Origin of the sequence: Streptomyces sp. NPDC057654, assembly GCF_042800135.1 — a bacterium.
Lineage (GTDB): Bacteria > Actinomycetota > Actinomycetes > Streptomycetales > Streptomycetaceae > Streptomyces.
Genome location: NZ_JBHVHQ010000876.1, coordinates 1 through 3556 on the forward strand (window position 1 = coordinate 1; position 3556 = coordinate 3556).

At 72.7% G+C, this 3556-nt stretch carries 5 protein-coding genes; 4 read left to right on the forward strand and 1 reads right to left on the reverse strand.

Annotation, left to right across the window (positions count from 1 at the left end):
* On the reverse strand, nucleotides 1-432 hold a 432-nt coding region (locus ACFU99_RS37565; RefSeq protein ID WP_384401342.1), incomplete at its 3' end, for a hypothetical protein.
* Between the two features lie 193 nt (nucleotides 433-625).
* On the opposite strand from ACFU99_RS37565, the gene rimP reads away from it, so the two are divergent.
* From rimP to ACFU99_RS37585, 4 genes are all read left to right on the forward strand, one after another.
* The gene (gene rimP / locus ACFU99_RS37570) at nucleotides 626-1228 is read left to right on the forward strand and encodes a ribosome maturation factor RimP (protein ID WP_384401345.1); all 603 of its coding nucleotides are present in this window, start codon (nucleotides 626-628) and stop codon (nucleotides 1226-1228) included.
* A gap of 2 nt (nucleotides 1229-1230) precedes the next feature.
* Nucleotides 1231-2256 (forward strand): transcription termination factor NusA, encoded by a 1026-nt coding sequence (gene nusA, locus ACFU99_RS37575; RefSeq protein WP_384401348.1) that lies wholly within the window; start codon nucleotides 1231-1233, stop codon nucleotides 2254-2256.
* Nucleotides 2257-2400: 144 nt separating this feature from the next.
* Nucleotides 2401-2688, forward strand: coding sequence for a YlxR family protein (locus ACFU99_RS37580; RefSeq protein ID WP_384401351.1), 288 nt, complete (start codon nucleotides 2401-2403; stop codon nucleotides 2686-2688).
* Nucleotides 2689-2837: 149 nt separating this feature from the next.
* The coding region (locus tag ACFU99_RS37585) for a translation initiation factor IF-2 N-terminal domain-containing protein (protein WP_384401353.1) at nucleotides 2838-3556 on the forward strand (719 nt) is incomplete at its 3' end.

Sequence of the window (3556 nt, forward strand, 5' to 3'; positions counted from 1 at the left end):
CCCGAGCGCCGCCTTCTCGTCCTTGGGCACGTCCGTACGGGCCTTCGGCGAGGCGGATGAGCCGGATGAAGGGGGTGAAGAGGGTGAGGCCGGGGCGGAGGAGGCGGACGGCGTGGGCGATGTCGTCGCGCGCCGCTCGGGCGCCCCGAACGCCCGCGCGTGGAGGGCGACTTCGGCGCGCAGCGGCGCCAGCCGCCCCGCGAGCCCCGCGTGCGCGGCCAGCGTCGCCTCGTAGTGGTCCAGCAGCGCGTCGGAGTCCCGCGCGGCGCGGGCGCGCAGCCGTTCGCCGGCCCGGGCGCGCTTGTCGCCGTCGGTCTCCCGGTGCTCGGAGCAGCCGGCGAGCAGCGCCGCCGCGCCGAGGGCCGCGGCCCCGGTCAGCACGCTGCGTCTGTGCGGGTCGGCCGGGCCCCGCGTCGTCGTCGTGAGCGGCACGTTCCTCTTTCCGCCTCGGTCAGGAATGTTCTCGGGAATGATCCGGGAATGATCACCGCACGTGAGCGTACCGGCGCGGTGACGGGGGTTCGGGGAGCGGCCGCCGAATCGTCAGCCGGCTGCCGGAACAGCTAGGCTCTGTCCTGACACGCGACTTTCCCACAACAGCACACGCGGCCGAGGAGTCACCCGGATGAGCACCACCCAGAGCGAGAGGCTGCGCGCATTGCTGGCACCTCTCGTCAGCGCGCGAGAGCTGGATCTGGAAGAGGTCGAGGTGACGCCGGCCGGGAAGCGGCGCGTACTGCGCATCGTGGTGGACTCCGACGACGGCGTGCTGCTGGACACGTGTGCCGAGCTGAGCCGGGCGGCCTCGGAGCTGCTCGACGAGACGGATGCGATGGGCGGAGCCCCGTACTCCCTGGAAGTCACCTCGCCCGGCGCCGACCGGCCGCTGACCGAGCCGCGCCACTACCGGCGCGCCGTCGGCCGCCTGGTCAAGGCGCAGCTGACCGCCGGCGGCGAGCTGATCACGCGGATCGTCGCCGTGGACGACGAGGGTCTCGACACCGAGGTGCCGGGCGTGAAGGGGCGCAAGCCCACCGCCCGCCGGCTGGAGTTCTCCGAGATCGCCAAGGCGCGGGTCGAGATCGAGTTCAACCGGAAGCACAGCGGCACCGGCAGCACTGGCAGCACCGGCAGCACTGACAACAGCGACGCCAACGACACGGACGACGCGAACGACACCGTCGACGCGGGCGACGACGCGAACGACGAGAACCAAGAGGAGGCGTAGCCGTGGACATCGACATGAGTGCCCTGCGGGGTCTGGTACGGGAGAAGGAGATCTCGTTCGACCTGCTGGTCGGGGCGATCGAGTCGGCCCTCCTCATCGCCTACCACCGCACCGAGGGAAGCCGCCGCCGGGCCCGGGTGGAGCTGGACCGCAACACCGGCCATGTGACGGTGTGGGCCAAGGAGAACGCCGAGGACCTCACGGACCTTGAGGAGGGGCAGGAGCCCCGCGAGTTCGACGACACGCCCTCCGGCTTCGGCCGGATCGCGGCGACCACCGCGAAGCAGGTCATCCTCCAGCGGCTGCGCGACGCCGAGGAAGAGATCACGTTCGGCGAGTACGCGGGCCGCGAGGGCGACGTCGTCGCGGGCATCGTGCAGCAGGGCAAGGACCCGAAGAACGTGCTCGTCGACATCGGCCGGCTGGAGGCCATCCTGCCGGTGCAGGAGCAGGTGCCGGGCGAGGAGTACAAGCACGGCACGCGACTGCGCACCTACGTCGTGCGGGTCGTCAAGGGCGTGCGCGGCCCGTCCGTGACGCTCTCGCGCACCCACCCCAACCTGGTGCGCAAGCTCTTCGCCATGGAGGTCCCGGAGATCGCGGACGGCTCCGTGGAGATCGCGGCCATCGCCCGCGAGGCCGGCCACCGCACGAAGATCGCCGTCCGGTCCACCCGGTCCGGGCTCAACGCCAAGGGCGCCTGCATCGGCCCGATGGGCGGCCGGGTGCGGGCGGTCATGGCCGAGCTGCACGGCGAGAAGATCGACATCGTGGACTGGTCGGACGACCCGGCCGAGCTGGTGGCGCACGCGCTCTCCCCGGCCCGCGTCTCCAAGGTCGAGGTCGTGGACCTGGGCGCGCGCTCCGCGCGGGTCACCGTCCCCGACTACCAGCTCTCGCTCGCCATCGGCAAGGAGGGGCAGAACGCCCGCCTCGCCGCCCGCCTCACCGGATGGCGTATCGACATCCGGCCGGACACCGAGCAGCCAGGCGACCGCGGCGGAGACCGGGACGACGACCGGGACTGAGCACCCGGCCCTGTCCGTACGGGCTGTGCGGCCGAGACCGCGGCCGGGGGTCCGTACGGCGGGCCTGGGAGCGGGCCGGAACGAATAAGCGCGCGATCAGTAACCCGAAGGGGTTATGTCGTCGCGGGGAGGTAGACTTAAGCAGTGTCTGGTCGGACGCACGCCCGAGCATGCCCGGAGCGAACCTGTGTGGGTTGCCGGGAGCGAACGGCCAAGAGCGAACTGCTGCGCATCGTGGCGGTCGAGGGCGCTTGTACCCCCGATCCTCGCGGTACGCTGCCCGGCCGGGGTGCCTATCTGCACCCCACAGTGGTCTGTTACGACCTGGCGGTCCGCCGCCGGGCGTTTCCCCGGGCCCTCCGCTATCAGGGGGACCAGGGACCGCTCGACACCGCGCGAGTGCGTGGTTTTGTCGAGCAGGCAACGCCGTAAGAAAGAGAACGGCACGGGAAAGCCGTGCGGTCAGGTACCTCGCGAGTCGGAAGTAGGTCGAGATTGCGATGAGCACTCGATGAGTACGCGATGAGTACGCCCATGAAGTAGCGACGGTCCGGCGTGAACCCGGACCTAAAAGGAGCGAAGTGGCTAAGGTCCGGGTATACGAACTCGCCAAGGAGTTCGGAGTGGAGAGCAAGGTCGTCATGGCCAAGCTCCAAGAACTCGGTGAATTCGTACGTTCGGCGTCCTCGACGATCGAGGCGCCGGTTGTTCGCAAGTTGACCGACGCACTGCAGGGGCCCGGCGGCAACGCCGGCAAGTCCGCTGCGAAGCCCGGGGCGCCCCGCAAGGCGTCCCCCGCCAAGCCGGCCGCACCCACCCCGGGTCCGTCGGCGCGTCTCGCTGCCCCGGCGCCCAAGCCGGCCGCGGACGCCCCCGCCAAGCCCGCCGCGGCCCCGGGAGCCGGCTCCGCGCCGACGCCCGGCCCGCGTCCGGGTCCGAAGCCGGCGCCGGCCAAGCCCGCGCCGGTCACCCCGGTGCGCGCCGCGGAGTTCTCCGCGCCGGCCCCGGCCCAGCCCGAGCGCCCGGCCCAGCAAGAGCGTCCGGCCCAGTCCGAGCGTCCGGCTCAGCAGGACCGGCCCGCCCCGCGCCCCGGCGCCACCCCCGGCCCGCGCCCCGCGCGCCCGGCCCCCGGTGGTCAGCAGGGCGGCGGTCAGCGTGACGGCGGCCAGCAGCGTGACGGCGGCCGTCCCGAGCGGGGCCCCCGCCCCGGCGGCCAGAACCAGGGCGCGCGCCCCGGCGGCGCCCGTCCGTCCGGACCGCGTCCGGGCAACAACCCCTTCACCTCCGGCGGCTCCACGGG